Below are 17,375 nucleotides of genomic sequence, written 5' to 3' on the forward strand. Positions count from 1 at the left end.
TTTTTTAGTACTTTTGATCTATATTTTAAATTATTGGTAGATTTTTAGTTCTTTTGACCTATGCTTTGGAATAAAAAAATCCCCCACCTAATTATGTGGAGGATTCTTTATAATGTTATTCCTGCGTTGCCAGCCAATCGGCAACTTTTTTCGCATCTTCACCTTTTAATAAACCATCTGGCATATCGCCAATCCCTTTTTCTATAATATCTTGAATCTCTTCAGAAGAATATTTTGACCCAATCTTATCTAAATCCGGTGCATAACCTTTCTTCAAGTCTGCACCGTGACAACCGGAACAACTTTGTGCAAATAACTGTTCTCCGGTTAAATCTGAAGTTGTTCCACTGCTCGAATTGTTATTCCCACCGCATGCTGTCAATGATAACAGCAAAAAGATACTGCCAAAAGCGTAAAATATCTTCCTCTTCATTTCGTATTCGACCCCTTACTTGAACATCTCGGCATTAAATATTCTCGTACTTATCATTAAGTATACATGATTCCCCGGATGGAATACTAATACCGGAACTTATCAGCAACGAATTTTTGAAAAGGTGCTGCAAGTTTGTCGGGCAGTAAATCCCGGCTTCAAGATTTTGCAATTTACAAAGTGGAGGTAAACTGCCTGCAAGAGTCCGTCTGATTCACCCACCACCGATGGAAGTTTCAATTTACCGATGAATTGTTTTGAAACCCTGGCCAAGCACCTCTGAAGCATCAACGACAATAACAAATGCGTTTGGGTCTATGTTTCGTACAGCTTGCTTCAGCCCGGTAAATTCCGACTGATCCACGACAACCATGATGGTATTCCGCTCCTGATCCGTGTAACCTCCATAGGCCTTGAGTTTCGTCAAGCCGCGATCAATTTGTTCTAAAATGGCACGTTTTACTTTTTCTTCCTCATTGGTAATAATAAGAACCATCTTTGAACGACTCCATCCGATTTGAACAAGGTCAATCGTTTTACTAGTTAAGTATAATCCGATTAAAGCGAATAAACCTTTTTCAATATCAAAAACAATACTGGCGGAAATAACGATTAAACCATCAATAAGTGCCACAGATTTCCCTAAGGATATTCCGGTATATTTAGAAATAATTTGAGCAGCTAAATCCGTCCCGCCGGTTGAAGCATTCCCGCGAAAGACAATCCCAATACCAAGGCCGATACCAATTCCTCCAAATAAAGCAGCCAGCATTGGATTCAATGTCCACGGTTCCAAATCTTTTGTTAAAAAAACAACAAAAGGTACAAAGATCGTACCAATCAGGGTTTTGATACCGTATTGATATCCTAAAAAAATAACACCTGCAATAAACAGTGGAATGTTTAACGACCATTGGACATAAGCCGGTTCCCAACCAAAGAGACCGTGTAAAATTGTACTTATGCCGCTAACTCCACCTGAAGCTATTTCATTTGGCAGTAAAAGCACATTAAATGACACCGCAACAATGCCGGCACCCACTAATACATAAATATAGCTCAATAATTTTTCCACTAGCGGTATTTGTATCGTATTTCTAACCCGTTTCCCCATAGCTGTACTCCTTTATTTTTTTCTATTGAGCTCAAGCAAAGATATGTAGACGATGAATAGGCTTTTCCACACTATATTTTATTCGTTTTTTTGTTCGAATTGCAATAATTATTTACCCGTGGAATACGTGAAGTAACGCTTTGAACTAAAAAAGGACCGGTTGCAAGAACCAGCCCTCTTTTTCTTTCATTATTGAATTCTGACGGACGACAGGTGCAACTCCTTTTACATCATTGGATTCTCGACCTTAAATAAGCATCAATAAATGGATCAATTTCCCCATCCATTACGGCCTGGACATTCCCGGTTTCCGTATTAGTCCGGTGATCTTTAACCATCGAGTACGGATGGAAAACATAGGAACGAATTTGACTTCCCCAGCCAATTTCTTTTTGCTCACCACGAATTTCCGCCAGTTTCTTTTCTTGTTCTTCCACTTGTTTTTGATATAACTTTGCTCTTAACATGTTCATTGCTGTTTCACGGTTTTGAATTTGAGAACGCTGAGCCTGACTGGCAACGACAATCCCGGTTGGAATGTGCGTAATCCGTACAGCTGAAGATGTTTTGTTAATATGCTGTCCACCCGCTCCACTTGCCCGGTACGTATCAACCCGTAAGTCTTCCGGACGTATATCGATTTCAATACTGTCATCAATCTCCGGCATAACTTCACAAGAAACAAAAGAAGTATGACGACGGCCGGCAGCATCAAACGGAGAAATTCGGACAAGGCGGTGAACACCTTTTTCAGCTTTCAAATAGCCGTAAGCATTATGCCCCTTGATCGAAAGGGTAACACTTTTTACCCCTGCTTCATCTCCCGGTAAGTAGTCTAATACTTCCACTTTAAATCCTTTTTGCTCTGCCCATCGTGTATACATTCTTAAGAGCATCGAGCACCAGTCTTGTGATTCCGTACCGCCTGCTCCCGGATGAAGTTCTAGAATTGCATTATTTTTATCATAAGGCCCATTGAGTAACAGTTCCAACTCAAATTGGTTCATACGTTCAATGAACTCAAGCAGCTCTTTCTCTAAATCTGCTTGTAATTCAGGATCCGGTTCTTCTTTCACTAATTCAAATGCCACTTCCAAATTTTCATAGGTTTCATTTAAATCGTGAAATTCATTGACCTGGTCCTTTAAGGCATTTGCTTCATTAATGATAGCTTGTGCCTTTTCTTGATCATTCCAAAAATCGGGCATCGACATCACTTCATCCAGTTCGGCAATACGAGCCTCTTTGTTTTCTAAGTCAAAGAGACCCCCTAAATTCTGCTAAACGTGTAGCTGATTTTTCAAGTTCATTGCGAATTTCCGCTAATTCCAAATTAATCACCTCTAAAGTACTTTTGTATTCTATGGTTTTTTAGATTTTCTTTTCGACAATTTATGATTAACACCTAAACAGCCCGGTTTTCAAAAAACTTACGCTCAAAGTGCAAATATTGTGTGGTTTTATATATGATCAATACTATATTTAGCATAAAATTTTCCGTTAAACCATTTTAGGTGCTAACCCGTTTATATTTTCCGGGAAATATTTTGACAAAAGTTGCGTATTTTTACAAATATCATGGATTTACTTAGCCAAATTGTGACAAGAGCTTAATTTTATTATAGGCGTTTACTATGAAACGTAGTGGCTGTTCGCCATCATGAGTGAATATGGACCGCTATCACAAAAATTATACAAGCTTTCTGTGACAGCGAAATAGGACAGATCCTGCAATAGCCTTCCAAGTCCACTCCTGTATTTTATGCTTTTTACCATGCAGTGAATTTAGGGCTGCTTTCTGCAAAAATTGTTCCAGTCCGCTCCTGATTTTTAAGCACTATACCATGGAGCGAATCAGGACCGTTTTTTGCAATAATTGTCCGCGGGTACGCTCTGAATTTTAAGCTCTTTACCATGAAGCGAATTAGGGCCGCTTTCTGCAAAACTTTTCCAAGTCAGGTCTTGAATTTTAAGCTTCTTTACCGTGACAGTTTTTATACTTCTTCCCACTGCCACACCAGCATGGATCATTCCGGCCGATTTTCTTTTCCACTCGAATCGGTTTTCGTTTCGGTTTACTTTCACCGTCAGAACTAGGAATGACTGCTTGACCCTTGGCAACTTCCTCCCGTTTCAAATTATTCACGATTTCCGATTTCATGATATATTTGGCAACATCATCTTCAATTGAATCCACCATTGCTTCAAACATCGCATAACCTTCTGTTTGGTATTCACGCAACGGATCGCTTTGACCATATGCACGTAAATGAATCCCTTGACGTAATTGGTCCATTGCGTCAATATGATCAGTCCATTTGGAGTCAACCGTCCGAAGTAAGATGACTTTCTCGAATTCCCGCATTTTTTCCGGACCGAGTTGTTCTTCTTTTTCGTTATAGCGTTCAATTACCTTTGCAAAAATCAAATCAATCATTTCTTCCGGTTCTTTACGGGTTAAAACATCGATGGTTATATCATTTTCCGGGAGAAGATTGGCATTAATAAAGTGAACGAGTCCTTTTAAATTCCAATTTTCCGGGGGCTCTTCTGCCGAGGCATAGGAATTAACGTTTTTCTCAATAACCGATTTAATCATTTTTTCAACAACATCACGAAGATTATCGGAATCAATGACCTCGAACCGTTGTTTATAAATAATTTCCCGTTGTTGTCGGATGACATCATCATATTGTAAAAGTCGTTTCCGAGCATCAAAGTTATTTCCTTCAACCCGTTTTTGGGCTGATTCGACAGCTCTTGTGACCATTTTACTTTGGATCGGTTGTGTGTCATCCATACCGAGCTTTTGCATCATGGATTTCATATTATCTGACCCGAAGCGACGCATTAACTCATCTTCCATTGACAAATAGAATTGAGTTACCCCCGGATCACCCTGACGACCGGAACGCCCACGTAACTGGTTATCAATACGACGGCTCTCATGTCGTTCTGTCCCAATAACAGCAAGTCCGCCTAATTCCTTCACACCTTCACCAAGCTTAATATCTGTACCACGTCCGGCCATGTTCGTAGCAATTGTTACGGCACCTTTTTGTCCTGCTTGGGCAATAATTTCTGCTTCACGTGCGTGGTTTTTCGCATTTAATACGTTATGCTTAATCCCTTTTTTTGTTAACATTTGTGAGACTAATTCCGAAGTTTCAATGGCAACAGTACCGACAAGCACAGGTTGTCCTTTTTTATGCCGTTCAGCGATATCCTCTACAACCGCACGAAATTTCCCTTTCATTGTCGAGTAAATCAAATCCGGACGGTCATCACGAATAATCGGACGGTTGGTAGGAATAACGATAACATTCATATTATAAATATTACGGAATTCCTCTTCTTCCGTTTTTGCCGTACCAGTCATCCCTGCTAGCTTTTCATACATTCGGAAATAGTTTTGGAAGGTGATCGTCGCCATTGTTTTGCTTTCATTTTGAATCTGTACGCCTTCTTTGGCTTCAATCGCTTGGTGTAAGCCGTCACTGTAGCGGCGACCTTTCATTAAGCGCCCGGTAAATTGGTCGACAATAATGATTTCGCCGTCTTGTACAACATAATCGACATCACGTTGCATAATCGCTTTGGCCCGTAATGCTTGGTTAATATGGTGGTTAAGTGTTACATGTTGGAGATTAAATAAATTGTCAATCCCAAATGCCTTTTCTGCTTTTGTCATCCCTTCTTCAGTTAGTTGAACACTTTTTGTTTTAATATCAACCGTATAATCGACATCTTCTCTTAATGTATTAACAAAAGCATTCGCTTGAACATATAGTTGGGTTGATTTATTTGCAGAACCGGAAATAATTAGCGGTGTTCTTGCTTCATCAATCAAAATGGAGTCCACTTCATCGATGACCGCAAAGTTCAAAGGCCTTTGTACCATTTGCTCTTTATAAAGAACCATATTATCCCGCAAATAGTCAAAGCCAAACTCATTATTTGTTCCATAGGTAATGTCGGCATTATAAGCAGCTTGTTTTTCTTCACGAGTCATTTCAGACAAATTTAATCCGACAGTCAAACCGAGAAATTCGTAAACTTGTCCCATTTCAGTGGCATCACGTCTTGCTAAATAATCGTTGACAGTAATTACGTGGACCCCTTTTCCGGAGAGTGCATTTAAATAAACCGGCATTGTTGAGGTTAATGTTTTCCCTTCACCGGTTTTCATTTCGGCAATATTCCCGTCATGGAGAACAATGCCACCCATCAATTGCACGTGGAACGGATATAAACCAAGAACACGACGCGCAGCCTCCCGAACCACAGCAAAAGCTTCAACTAAAAGATCGTCCAAAGTTTCCCCATTATTTATTCGATCCTTAAATTCCACTGTCTTTGCACGCAACTGATCATCAGTTAGCCGCTCCATCTCATCAGCCAGTGCTTCGATTTGGTTCGCTTTTTTCTCTAATCGTTTTAGTTCCCTTTTATTAAAATCAAATACTTTATTTAAAATATTAGCCATTAGCCAACGCTCCTTTTAAAGAATCACCTAACAATAAACTTCCGGCTTAAAAACAGGTCGATTAACATAATAATCGACCAAACTGAAATTTATCTCATAACTGTATTCCGTTATATAATATCACTAACAATTGAAAGTGACAACTTCCGAACGGGACAGATATAGTTGAATTTCCGAATTTTCATATGCTTATTTTACCACTTTTTATACATTGTTATTTTTTACACAGCTTTTTTTAATGAGTGAAAAATTATATGAAAAACCCGCAAAGCTGAGTCATTTGCGGGTTTTCCTAATTTATAAGTATAAGTGGAATTTTATATTTACACCGTTTCGATTAAACCGTATTTCCCGTCTTTTCTGCGGTAAACGATATTAGTTGTATTCGTTTCAGCATCGGTATAAATAAAAAAGTTATGACCTAATAGGTTCATTTGAAGAATGGCTTCTTCACTATCCATCGGTTTTAAATCAAACCGTTTGGTCCGGACAATTTCAAGTTCCTTTTCATCTGCTTCATCTTTTGTTGCCTGAGCCGGTGTCGATACAAACAGATCATTGGATTTTAACTCGCGAAATTTACGGTTTACTTTGGTTTTATATTTACGGATTTGTCTCTCCAATTTATCAGTAATCAAGTCAATTCCTGCATACATATCGTCGTTTACTTCTTCTGCTCTTAATACTAATTGTGGTAGCGGAATTGTTACTTCAACTTTTGTTTTTTTACCATTGTACACTTTCAAATTGACATAAGCGATAGCTTCTGTCGTATCAGTAAAATATTTTTCCAATTTCGTAATTTTCTTTTCGGTATACTCTCTTAATGCTGGAGTTACTTCGATATTTTCGCCACGAATGTTGAATTTCATGCGCTAACTCCTCCTTTTTTGTAACTATATTTACATATTCTCCAAAAAAAAGTAAATCCCTGCTTGTTCAAAAAAAACTTTTGTCGAATTCATGAACTTTTGAGAAGCTAAAACATCTCATTGAAACTATGTTCGTTCCAGAAATATATTATTTCTATATTTCTATCTTTATTATGATAAAAATGGAAGGGGAAATCAACCCCTTCCAAAAATCTTCCTTCATTTGATAATATTATGATAAGAATGGAAGGAAAACAAACCCTTCCTAAAAACTTCCCGTATTTAATTCTCCCACATAACGGACAGCTGATTGTCTTTATTACTTTTAATTATAAAAATAACCGTGCAAATGCGACTACGATTTCACTGACCTATGCGGTTTAACTTTATTTCTTTTTATCATAAAAATAACCGTCCGTTTGCAAAGAACCATATGGGTTAATATAGCCTGTATGGACCTTTTTTCGCTTTTTAACTTTTGTAATGTCCTGTTGGATTGTCGCTTTTTCTTTATTTAATAATTGTAATAACCGATCGTTCAATAGCAGTAGTTGTCTGCCAAGAATTTGTTCCCCATCGGAAAACGGAGGGGTGATTTTTTTCATCAAGTCATCCCTTTTCCGTAATTTATCTTGCAGTACGGAAATTTTACTATCTCGATCATCATTTTGTTCATCTTCAAAAAACCGGATAATTTCCGCCGTTAATTCATAACATTCCTTTAACGGATGCATTATACTTGCCCGTCCTTCGTGTAAGTTTGTTGGCGATTTAGCTTAATAACTTCTTTCCATGTATCACGAAAATCAGTCATGATTGATTCGGCCTCTTCTAAAGCAGCAAGATCATTCTTTACATTCGCTTCAATTAGTTTTATTCTTACAAAATCATAAAGAGCCATCATTTGTTTAGAGATTTCAATATCCATGTTTAAAGTTACCATCAGTTCATTGATGATGTTCTGTGCTTTTTGTAAGTTCGTATTTTTTTCTGTAATATTTTTTTCCTCGATTGCCTTTTTTGCCAAATTTAAAAACTTTAGGCATCCGTTATATAACATTAAAGTTAAATCCCCCGGTGATGCAGTAAGAACTGAATTTTCTTGATAAGCTTGATATGGATTAGACACTGCCATAGTTTATTCCTTCCTTTCCGGAAATAACATAAAGTGAACATTCAATCGGCGAAGGGAATCAATATCCCTCCACCGGTTATTTGTTAATCAATTTGGACGCAAAAGTTCGGGTAGCCCCGCTCCCTCTATAAGCTGGACTTCAAACTAGGAAAATCGGCTAAATGAATTTATTGAAAAAATTGTGCTAGGTATGCGGCTTGAGAATTTGCTTTTTGAATTGCTTGTTCCATAGCCGTAAATTGACTATAATACCGGGTTTCCAAATCGGCCAGCCGGTCTTCAAAACGTTCGATGCGATCATCAAGATCATCCAATTGACGTCCAATGGTGAACTGATTGTTGACCGAATATGAATTACCGGCCCGCTCCTTTAATTGGTCCATCGTTGCATTTACTTTGTCATAAAGCCGTTGAATAACACCTTTCTGACCATCTGTTGCCCCCGTTCCGTTAAAAAGGAGTTCAATTGAATTCGGGTCTTTTTCGATGGCGGCTTTCAATTTGGACTCATTAATTTCTAATTTAGCTGTTGTGAAATCAGCAGTTGTTGTAATCCCGATGGCAGATAAGGATTTCATCGCCGAGTCTAAATCATCTTGATTCACAGCGGAATAAATGGCTGTACGCATTTGCGTGATTAAACCGGATAAAATGGAATCGTTTCGTAATATCCCACTTTTTGCCATATTTTCCCATTTCTCTTGTTGAGTTTCCGACAATTCTTCTTTCTCATCATCAGTCAAAGGTAAATAATCTTTATATTTCGGTTCACTTAATTTTTTCTCAATTTTCTCGACAAGTTCATTATATTTATCAACGAAATTTTTAATATTTTCATAAAGCTTATCATTATCATTGTTGACGTTAATTGTCACCGGTGTATCTGTTGTTTTTTTCAAAGTAAACGTGACACCGTTCATGGAGAAGGTGTTGGATTGCCGGGAAGTTTCTAAGCCATTGATTATAAATGTAGCATTCTCAGCCTTTACATAATTTCCCGAATCTCCATTTTGAAACCCTAATACTTGAGTTAAAAAATCTCCCCCAGCAAATTCGATTTCCTTGCCATTTTCACTGTTATTGTAAACTCCGGTTTCTTTACGTGTCATGGTCACCTTGTCACTGTAAGAATCATAAAACATTGTAACGCCAAGTTTAGAATTATTAACTTTTGACATGACGGAATTAAGTGACTCTGAACCTTGGATAAGAAACTTTTCGTCTATTTTACCCTTTGAAGTATGAGTAGTTAAGCCAAAAGAAAAATAGTTTTGTTGGGACGTAATCGTCAATTCAAGCTTTGGCTTTTCCTTGGAATTCTCCGTTTCTGCAGGAAAATACTTGCTAAATTCAGAGTTAAATGTGATAACACCGGTTTCGTAATTGATTTCTCCAAATTTGTTTCCATCTTTGTCTATTATTTGTCCGATTTTACTATTATCCTCTATGGGTTTATCAGATAATTCAATAGTTGTGTCAGTACCATCTTTAAAACTTAACTTAATTTGTCCTGCAACAAGTGCTCCTTTTAATTGAATTTGCGTGGTATCCTTTGTAATGGTTTTATTTTCAACTTTTTTATCGGTAACATAGTTCACTTTAACCGTACTGTTTGCTGCAATCGTGTCACCAAAAGTTAACTCCCCGGTATCTTTATTTACCATTACTTCCCCACTTTTTGGAGTTCCACTATCAATCACCGTATATTTTATCCCGTTAACTTCAACGGTCATATTTTTAACATCGGTAATTTTAACCCCATCAGCCAATCCAAGAGTTATCGGTTCTCCTTCTTTTGTGACGATTGACTTGGATTCAACACTACCCTGTTTCCAGGTAATTTCTTTTGCAAATGCATCTTGAATACTAAACAGACTTTTTGTTGTGTCGACTTTATTAGAAGATAATTTGGAAATACCGGAATTTGTCATACGTGATTCTGCAACAGCTAAAGAGCTAATTTTAGAAATAGTATAAGAAGACTGTCCCGCACCGCTAGCAACTGTGGCAGAAACAATATCCTCATTCGTACTCGCTATCGATCGGGTCCGATAAAATGAACTTAATTTCATATTTGTCAGTTGGGATCGGAAATCTAATAGTAATGTATTCATCTCCCGGTATGAATCCCTTTGCCACTCAAGCAAGGTCTTTTGTTGCTTTATTTTATTTAACGGGATCGATTGAGCTTTCATCATATTCTCAACAATTTCATCAATATTCATTCCACTTGCTAAGCCGGTTACACGCATTACCATGATAAATTCACTTCCTTTCAAAGCAAGACTCTTTGTTAATTTTGATTTTTATTAAGCAATAAAACACCTTTCTTAAAATTTGAAAGCCAAAATTAGGTATAGCTCGAGGTAAACGAGTTTCTGCAATCCGCTAAATCTCTTCCTTAATATTCGATTGGTGTTAGATGCTCTGCATGAGATTCGATGAGTTTTTCCTGGATAAAGGTAAACCCCTCTGACGAATGTTTCATCTAATTTCACGGAAACAAAAGGCTTAAATTTTTTCATCAACAATTAAACCGATTTTTTCAACAATGGCCGCGTACAGATCTAACATTTTTTTCGGTGGTATTTCTTTTATGACTTCATGCGTATCATCATTTACTACCGTCACATAATATTCATTTAGCTTCTCATGAAAAACAAATCTTAAAGATGTTGGGATTGGTGATAAGAAATCATTCAGCCCTTCAACAATTTTTTCCACCTTGTCTTTTTCGACTTTCTGAGAGGACTCAATTATCGGATTTCCATAATTTTCATTTTCCCTTTTTGTATGCACTGTCATGTTCGATTCTTGATTATTAATGCCGTTCGTTGTTAATCTTGTAGTCGAAACATATTCTTGGTTTATCAGCTTTTCAACCATATTAAATCCTCCATTGAATATGAGTTAAGCCCTACAAATGAAAATGTAATCTACTATATTATATCGGTTATGATTTTCATTCTTTTAATATTTTCATTGGTTTCTCTTTTTTTGTTATCACGGTAGTAGCGACTGCATGATTTTGGATCCATGTTGGTTTCTTAATCTATTACTTGGGTTTCGTATGTTGAAAAATGAGCTGGATGCCTAGTTGAGTTGTGCCGATTTGCTCAGTTTGGACAGAAACTTCAAAAATTGGAGCAAAAAAGTCTAATAGGAGGGGACCAATCATGCTTTATTGGACAAAATCACCTGGTAATCAGACTAAAGTGTCCAATACAACGGCTCTTTTGGACAATATTTATTGAAAAATAAGCTAAACTGTCTAATAGAAAATGGGTTCGTCGCCAAAAAATGGAGTTTCCCGCCAAAAATGTCCACGTGAAGGAGTTCGTCGCTAAAAATGAACAGTTCCCAACTCAAAATGGTGATGATATTGAGTCTCGTCGCCAAAAAAAGAGCGATTCCCACCCAAAATTCGAAACGACAAGAGTCAAGTCAATAAAAAAAGGACCTTCTCGCACAAAATTAACACGAGAAAGCCCACGTAAACCAAAAAGGGCAATGAACACTCCTTAAACATAACGATCTTGTCCGGCACGATAACCGAAAAATGCCGTTAATAATACGATAATAATTAACGTTATGATTGGAACAGTCCACTTTTCGCTAAAATCATAAATATACCCAATCAACATTGGACCTACCGCTGCAAATATATACCCAAGCGACTGGGACATACCTGATAATTGAGAAGCTTGTCTGGCATTTCTCACGCGCAGACCTAAAAAAGAAAGAGCTAAAGAAAATGTCCCACTTAATCCAAATCCAATAAGAGCAATTCCAATGATTATTACCCAAAAGGCAGAACTGATTAGCAATAAGAAATAACCGATTAGAGAAAAAGAACAAATCCCTAAGGCGACCTTTTGTTGTGACGAATACCGTTCAGCCAGGATCGGGACAAAAAAGTTTGCCGGTAACCCGATAAATTGGGTAAGAGAAAGGAGCCAACCCGCCATTTCTCTTGATACCCCTTTACTGAACAGGATGTCTGGCAACCAAGTAATAGTGACATAAAACAGGGAGGATTGTAATCCCATAAATAATGCGATTTGCCAAGCCAGAGAAGAACGCCACAAATTCGATGTTTCTTGTTTACCCGAAATTTTTATATCTTTCGGTCGGTCTTTTTTATCGATTTTTACAATGAAAAGCCAGAATATTAATGCGATGACAGCAGGTACCGACCAAACGAGCAGTGCATATTTCCATCCTAGATTCAACCCGCTTGCCAACGGAACGCTCATCCCTGAAGCCAATGCTGCAAATACGCTCATTGAGGTCGTATAAACCCCGGTCATTAAAGCAAATTTTTGCGGAAACTTATCCTTAACGATTCCCGGTAAAATAACATTCAAGACTGCAATCCCAACACCGACAAGAAAAGTTCCGAAAAATAGAAAAAACAGATTGGCAACTGTTCGAATAAATAACCCAAGCAACAAAAAGATGAGACCCATGATTAATGTCCAACTATTCGTTAGTTTTCCGGAAATATTCGGAACGATTGGTGACATAACCGCAAAAGCAATTAAAGGTAAACTGGTTAGTAGCCCTGCACTCCAATGAGCCAATCCTAAATCATTTTGGATATCATTTACTAGAGGACCAACCGATGTAATGGCCGGTCGCAAATTAAAAGAAACAAAAATGATAGCAGCAACAAGAACTGCTTGTATTGATTTTTCTTTTGCTTTTGTCGTTTGATCTGTAAACTCCACAAAAAAAACTCCTTTCATGCCTGATGAATTAAGAAACGTACCGGTAAAAATGACCGCTCATTACTGGGATGCATTACCACGTCTAGTTGTATGTAAGTAAAAAAATGATCCTCAATATATATTTGTTCTCTGATTTGAACAGAAAAATGAGTAAGTTGAACTTAATCAATGGCTTAAATGAAAGCCCGACCGTCCTTTTCATAGAAAAAAATAATCCATAAACTTGATTTAGATGATATTGTTCCTTTATGTACACCTTTACTTACAAAAAAGTGATCCTTAAACCCAATAATACTATAGCAATAATAGTATAACCGCCTTCGTTCGTACAAACCACCTAATCTAATATAGCATATAAAATCATGCAAAATACAAAAAAGAATCGGAAATTCATCCGACTCCTTTGTAAAGAACTTCATTTTCTTTGTCAGTGTTGGTTAACCAATTTTTCCTTCTGGGCAATAATATTTTAATATAAATACAAAAAAAGAAGTCGGAAAGTTTATCCGACTCCTTTGTAAAAAACTTCATTTTCTATGTCTATGTTAGTTAACCAATTTTTCCACCTGAGCAACGACATTTTCAACCGTAAAGCCGTATTCTTCAATAATTTTATTTCCATTACCGGAAGCACCGAAAGTATCGATGGCAAGAACTGTACCTTGGTCACCTACATATTGTTTCCAGCCAAGCGGAGAGGCCATTTCAATTGCCAACCGTGCCCGTACATTTTCAGGTAATACTTCTTTTTTGTAGGCATCATCTTGTTTTTCAAAACGATCCCAAGATGGCATGCTTACAACATTTACATCAATTCCTTTTTCCTTTAATGCGGCTTGGGCACGAATTGCAAGTTGAACTTCTGAGCCGGTTGCGATTAACAAAGCATCCGGTACTTCTTTTTCACCTTTGCTAATTACATAAGCACCTCGTTTCACACCTTCATAAGCTTGTTCAGCAGTACCTTCCAATGTCGGGACATTTTGTCTTGTTAAAATTAATGCCGTTGGTTGATCTTTACTTTCAAGCGCTAACCGCCACGCCGCTTGAACTTCATTTGCGTCTGCCGGGCGAATAACAGAAAGATTCGGGATGGCACGCAGACCGGCAAGTTGTTCAACCGGTTCATGGGTTGGACCATCTTCACCGACAGCGATAGAATCATGAGTAAACACATACGTAACCGGGACGTTCATAATCGCTGCTAAACGAATCGCCGGTTTTAAATAATCACTGAATACGAAGAATGTACCGCCCTGCACTTTGACACCGCCATGCAATGCCATTCCGTTTAATGCGGCACCCATAGCAAATTCGCGAACACCGAACCAAATATTTCGGCCGGCATAATTATCCGGACCAAAGTCACCGGCATCGTTGACATAGTTTTTATTGGATTCAAATAAATCTGCACTTCCGCCAATTAAAAACGGAACATTTTTTGCAATTGCATTTAAAACTTTGCCGGAAGAAGCCCGCGTTGCCAAAGTATCTACTCCGGGGGTAAATATCGGCAAGTCCTGATCCCAGCCTGCCGGAAGTTCACCATTAATAGCAGCTTCCAATTCAGCAGCAAGCGCCGGATGATTTTCCTTATATGTTTTAAACAATTGGTTCCAAACTTCTTCAGCTGATTTACCCGGTTCAACTACTTTTTCCCGGAAATCGGCATACACTTCTTCAGGCACGTAGAAGTCGGGATGATTCCAACCGTATGCTTGCTTTGTTAATTGAACTTCATCTTTACCAAGTGGCGCACCATGGGCTTTAGATGAACCCGATTTATTTGGAGAACCGTAACCGATCACCGTTTTTACTTCAATTAAAGTTGGTTGGGAACTGTTTGCTCTTGCTTCTTTAATCGCCTGACGAATGGCCTTAATATCGTTACCATCTTCTACCCGCAATACTTGCCAGCCATATGCTTCAAAACGTTTTGCAGTTTGATCGGAGAAAGAACGGCTCAAGTCACCATCCAGGGAAATATCATTCGAATCGTATAACACGACCAATTTGCCAAGTCTCAAATGCCCGGCGAGTGATGCGGCTTCATGGGAGATTCCTTCCATTAAGTCGCCGTCCCCAACTAGGGCATATGTATAATGGTCAACAACAGATAAACCGTCACGATTATATTTATTTGCCAAAAATCTTTCCGCCATCGCCATCCCGACAGCCATTGCAATCCCTTGACCAAGCGGACCGGTTGTAGCTTCAACACCATCTGTATGATGAACTTCAGGATGTCCGGGTGTCCGTGAACCAAGTTGGCGGAAGTTTTTTAAATCATCGATGGATAAATCATATCCGGACAGATGCAAGAGACTGTATAGTAGGGCCGAACCGTGTCCCGCAGATAAAACAAAACGGTCACGGTTAAACCATTTAGAGTTTTTTGGATTATGATTCATATATTCAGTCCAAAGCACATAGGCCATTGGTGCGGCACCCATCGGTAAACCCGGATGACCCGAATTTGCCTTTTCGATCATATCGATGGATAATGTGCGGATTGTATTAATTGATAATTGTTCAACGGATACTGTGTTATTCACTGAACATTCCTCCATATTCTAAAGCGATGATATATATCACAGACTTGTTTTAAGTTTTTTCAAGAATACTGTCGGGGAAAACGGGAAATCCCATTTATCAGGGAGTTTCCCCCGTATAAATTACTTTTTTACAAAATTTTTGAGCTGAGATTCTTTCATTTCAATACAAGTTTGCCCTGTAAGGATTTTTTGAGCTACAAACTCATTCGTTCCATTACGAGTTTCCCCTGTGTGGATTATTTTTTTGCAACATTTTTGAGCTGCGATTCTTTCATTTCAATACAAGTTTGCCCTGTAAGGATTTTTTGAACTGCAAATTCATTCGTTCTATTACGAGTTTCCCCTGTATGGATTATTTTTTTGCCGGAACCTTTTTCCAGTCCTCTAAAAATTGCTCGATTCCTTTATCCGTTAATGGATGGCTCCAAAGTTTCGGGAACAATGAACCCGGAATGGTCGCAATATCTGCACCGGCTAAGGCAGCTGCTTCCACATGTTCGAGATTCCGAACACTGGCTGTAATGATTTCCGTTTCAAAATTAAAGTTCATCAACGTTTGTTTTAACCTGACAATCAAATCAAGCCCATCTACGCCAATATCATCTAATCGGCCAACAAACGGACTGACATAAGTAGCACCAGCTTTAGCTGCCATCAACCCTTGTGCAACCGAAAAGATAAGGGTTACATTTGTTTTAATCCCTTCCTTAGTAAGGATATTCACTGCGGCCAGACCATCTTCCGTCATTGGAATTTTAACAACGACATTTGGGGCCCAACCGGCAAGTACCCGGGCTTCATTGACCATTTCTTCTGTTGTTAAACCGATGACTTCTGCACTAACCGGCCCGTCAACAATGCTGCAAATTTCTTTGATAACCTCTTCAAAATCCCTGCCTTCGCGTGCTATTAGGGTCGGATTTGTCGTTACTCCATCAACCAATCCGAGCCGATTCACCCGTTTGATTTCTTCTACATTCGCAGTATCAAGGAAAAACTTCATCTTATTACCTCCTCAATATGATGGTTGCTTATCTCAATCATCTTATGTACATGACCTGTTAAAAAATTATTTTCAAAACTTGCTTTTACTGTGGTCACGTTTTTTTAATCTATCTTTTAGTATACCGTAAATTCACAATAATTCCCATTCAATAATTATGAAAAGTATATAGAAAAAATTTGTACCGTGAATGTTTTCCATATATTCATCATTACTTGAGTTTCGCACCATAAGTCGATGAAATGCTTTCTCGTCGTCATTTTGAGCCAAAAAATGCTTATTTTTGGCGACGAAACCCTTTCTCGTCACCATTTTAAGCCGAAAAACTCACTTTTTTGGCGACGAGATTCATTCTCGTCACCCTTTTGTGGCGGAAAATGCTCTATTTTGGCGACGAGACTCATTCTCGTCGTCATTTTGAGCCGGAAAACTCACTTTTTCGGCGACGAGACCTTTTCTCGTCGTCATTTTGAGCCGGGAAACTTGCTTTTTTGGCGACGAGACTCTTTCTCGTCGTCATTTTGAGCCGAAAAACTCCCTTTTTTGGCGACGAGACTCTTTCTCGTCACCTTTTTGAGGCGGAAAACTACATTTTTTGGCGACGAGACCCGTTCTCGTCGTCATTTTGAGCCGAGAAACTTCACTTTTTGGCGACGAGACTCTTTCTCGTCGTCGCTTTAAGGCGAGAAACTCCTTTTTTTGGCGACGAGGCCCTTTCTCGTCGTCATTTTGAGCCGAGAAACTTCACTTTTTGGCGACGAGATCCTTTCTCGTCGTCATTTTGAGCCGAGAAACTCCCTTTTTTGGCGACGAGACCCGTTTTCGTCGTCATTTTGAGCCGAAAAACTTCACTTTTTGGCGACGAGACTCTTTCTCGTCGTCATTTTGAGCCGAGAAACTTGCTTTTTTGGTGACGAGACTCTTTCTCGTCGTCGTTTTTTGGCCGGAAACTTCATTTTTTGGCGACGAGACTCTTTCTCGTCGTCATTTTGAGCCGAAAAACTCCCTTTTTGGGCGACGAGATTCATTCTCGTCACCCTTTTGTGG

At 38.5% G+C, this 17,375-nt stretch carries 15 protein-coding genes; all 15 read right to left on the minus strand.

The annotated features are described in order from the left end of the window. Window positions 1-115 precede the first annotated feature (115 nt). The gene (locus LIZ98_RS13140; protein ID WP_095142436.1) at window positions 116-433 is read right to left on the minus strand and encodes a c-type cytochrome; all 318 of its coding nucleotides are present in this window, start codon (window positions 431-433) and stop codon (window positions 116-118) included. Window positions 434-674: 241 nt separating this feature from the next. After that, on the minus strand, window positions 675-1,547 hold the full coding sequence (locus LIZ98_RS13145) for a YitT family protein (protein WP_227139908.1): 873 nt from the start codon (window positions 1,545-1,547) through the stop codon (window positions 675-677). Window positions 1,548-1,777: 230 nt separating this feature from the next. Next, window positions 1,778-2,879 (minus strand): peptide chain release factor 2 gene (prfB, locus tag LIZ98_RS13150; protein ID WP_227139909.1). Its coding sequence is split into 2 segments (ribosomal slippage): window positions 1,778-2,806 and window positions 2,808-2,879, totalling 1,101 coding nucleotides; the frame shifts between segments, so codons are not numbered across the junction. Between the two features lie 637 nt (window positions 2,880-3,516). Further along, the gene (gene secA / locus LIZ98_RS13155; protein ID WP_041902993.1) at window positions 3,517-6,033 is read right to left on the minus strand and encodes a preprotein translocase subunit SecA; all 2,517 of its coding nucleotides are present in this window, start codon (window positions 6,031-6,033) and stop codon (window positions 3,517-3,519) included. A 323-nt stretch (window positions 6,034-6,356) separates the two neighbouring features. Beyond that, window positions 6,357-6,905: a ribosome hibernation-promoting factor, HPF/YfiA family gene (hpf, locus tag LIZ98_RS13160; protein WP_034772588.1), complete on the minus strand. Its 549-nt coding sequence runs from the start codon at window positions 6,903-6,905 to the stop codon at window positions 6,357-6,359. Window positions 6,906-7,291: 386 nt separating this feature from the next. After that, window positions 7,292-7,639 (minus strand): flagellar protein FliT, encoded by a 348-nt coding sequence (gene fliT, locus LIZ98_RS13165; RefSeq protein ID WP_227139912.1) that lies wholly within the window; start codon window positions 7,637-7,639, stop codon window positions 7,292-7,294. Beyond that, window positions 7,639-8,040, minus strand: a complete 402-nt coding sequence (fliS, locus tag LIZ98_RS13170; RefSeq protein ID WP_041845566.1) for a flagellar export chaperone FliS — start codon at window positions 8,038-8,040, stop codon at window positions 7,639-7,641. Before fliS ends, fliT begins: the two co-directional genes overlap by 1 nt. 167 nt (window positions 8,041-8,207) lie before the next feature. Continuing rightward, a complete protein-coding gene (gene fliD / locus LIZ98_RS13175; RefSeq protein ID WP_227139913.1) occupies window positions 8,208-10,298 on the minus strand; it encodes a flagellar filament capping protein FliD in 2,091 nt (696 codons plus the stop codon). Between the two features lie 253 nt (window positions 10,299-10,551). Beyond that, window positions 10,552-10,926, minus strand: a complete 375-nt coding sequence (gene flaG, locus LIZ98_RS13180) for a flagellar protein FlaG (protein ID WP_227139915.1) — start codon at window positions 10,924-10,926, stop codon at window positions 10,552-10,554. A 324-nt stretch (window positions 10,927-11,250) separates the two neighbouring features. Further along, window positions 11,251-11,439 (minus strand): hypothetical protein, encoded by a 189-nt coding sequence (locus LIZ98_RS13185; RefSeq protein WP_227139917.1) that lies wholly within the window; start codon window positions 11,437-11,439, stop codon window positions 11,251-11,253. Between the two features lie 122 nt (window positions 11,440-11,561). After that, window positions 11,562-12,770 carry a CynX/NimT family MFS transporter gene (locus LIZ98_RS13190; protein WP_227139919.1) on the minus strand — a complete coding sequence of 403 codons (1,209 nt, stop codon included), beginning with the start codon at window positions 12,768-12,770 and terminating at the stop codon, window positions 11,562-11,564. A gap of 545 nt (window positions 12,771-13,315) precedes the next feature. Then, window positions 13,316-15,325 (minus strand): transketolase, encoded by a 2,010-nt coding sequence (tkt, locus tag LIZ98_RS13195; protein WP_227139921.1) that lies wholly within the window; start codon window positions 15,323-15,325, stop codon window positions 13,316-13,318. A 352-nt stretch (window positions 15,326-15,677) separates the two neighbouring features. Beyond that, on the minus strand, window positions 15,678-16,328 hold the full coding sequence (gene fsa, locus LIZ98_RS13200) for a fructose-6-phosphate aldolase (RefSeq protein WP_108898707.1): 651 nt from the start codon (window positions 16,326-16,328) through the stop codon (window positions 15,678-15,680). 132 nt (window positions 16,329-16,460) lie between these two features. After that, the gene (locus LIZ98_RS13205; RefSeq protein ID WP_227139922.1) at window positions 16,461-16,640 is read right to left on the minus strand and encodes a hypothetical protein; all 180 of its coding nucleotides are present in this window, start codon (window positions 16,638-16,640) and stop codon (window positions 16,461-16,463) included. 536 nt (window positions 16,641-17,176) lie between these two features. Then, a partial coding sequence (locus LIZ98_RS13210) for a hypothetical protein (RefSeq protein WP_227203086.1) occupies window positions 17,177-17,375 on the minus strand: 199 nt, incomplete at its 5' end.

It is taken from the genome of Caldibacillus sp. 210928-DFI.2.18 (assembly GCF_020554505.1).
GTDB lineage: Bacteria > Bacillota > Bacilli > Bacillales > Caldibacillaceae > Caldifermentibacillus > Caldifermentibacillus hisashii.

Excerpts from the sequence above, each read along its gene's own strand:
- LIZ98_RS13140 (WP_095142436.1), bottom strand. The coding sequence starts at position 433 with ATGAAGAGGAAGATATTTTACGCTTTTGGCAGTATCTTTTTGCTGTTA.
- LIZ98_RS13145 (WP_227139908.1), bottom strand. The coding sequence starts at position 1,547 with ATGGGGAAACGGGTTAGAAATACGATACAAATACCGCTAGTGGAAAAA.
- secA (WP_041902993.1), bottom strand. The coding sequence starts at position 6,033 with ATGGCTAATATTTTAAATAAAGTATTTGATTTTAATAAAAGGGAACTA.
- hpf (WP_034772588.1), bottom strand. The coding sequence starts at position 6,905 with ATGAAATTCAACATTCGTGGCGAAAATATCGAAGTAACTCCAGCATTA.
- fliT (WP_227139912.1), bottom strand. The coding sequence starts at position 7,639 with ATGCATCCGTTAAAGGAATGTTATGAATTAACGGCGGAAATTATCCGG.
- fliS (WP_041845566.1), bottom strand. The coding sequence starts at position 8,040 with ATGGCAGTGTCTAATCCATATCAAGCTTATCAAGAAAATTCAGTTCTT.
- fliD (WP_227139913.1), bottom strand. The coding sequence starts at position 10,298 with ATGGTAATGCGTGTAACCGGCTTAGCAAGTGGAATGAATATTGATGAA.
- flaG (WP_227139915.1), bottom strand. The coding sequence starts at position 10,926 with ATGGTTGAAAAGCTGATAAACCAAGAATATGTTTCGACTACAAGATTA.
- fsa (WP_108898707.1), bottom strand. The coding sequence starts at position 16,328 with ATGAAGTTTTTCCTTGATACTGCGAATGTAGAAGAAATCAAACGGGTG.
- LIZ98_RS13205 (WP_227139922.1), bottom strand. The coding sequence starts at position 16,640 with ATGGTGACGAGAAAGGGTTTCGTCGCCAAAAATAAGCATTTTTTGGCT.